The organism is Mesorhizobium sp. ArgA1, from assembly GCF_053714375.1.
The window spans coordinates 1-237 of record NZ_JBSKBQ010000204.1 but is presented as its reverse complement, the minus strand read 5'-3'; the positions used below and the strand labels follow the sequence as shown (position 1 = coordinate 237).

The 237-nt window shown below is 61.2% G+C and carries 1 pseudogene; it reads left to right on the top strand.

What is annotated here, in order from left to right:
• A pseudogene (locus ACWGTI_RS32990) lies at positions 1-237 on the top strand (IS1634 family transposase); the annotation flags it as partial.

Below are 237 nucleotides of genomic sequence, written 5' to 3'. Positions count from 1 at the left end.
CTTCGAGCCGTGTTGCGTTATCGCGATCTGCTCGAGGTCGAGAACCTATTCCGCAGCGCCAAGGCCAGTTTCGACACGCGGCCCGTCTTCCATCAGTCCGACGCCGCCATTCGTGGCCATGTCTTCTGCTCCTTCCTGGCGCTCACGCTTGCCAAAGAACTGACCAGGCTGTGCCGGGACAAGGGCCTAAAGCCCGAGTGGCAGCCGCTTCTCAATGATCTCGATCGCCTGCAGCAG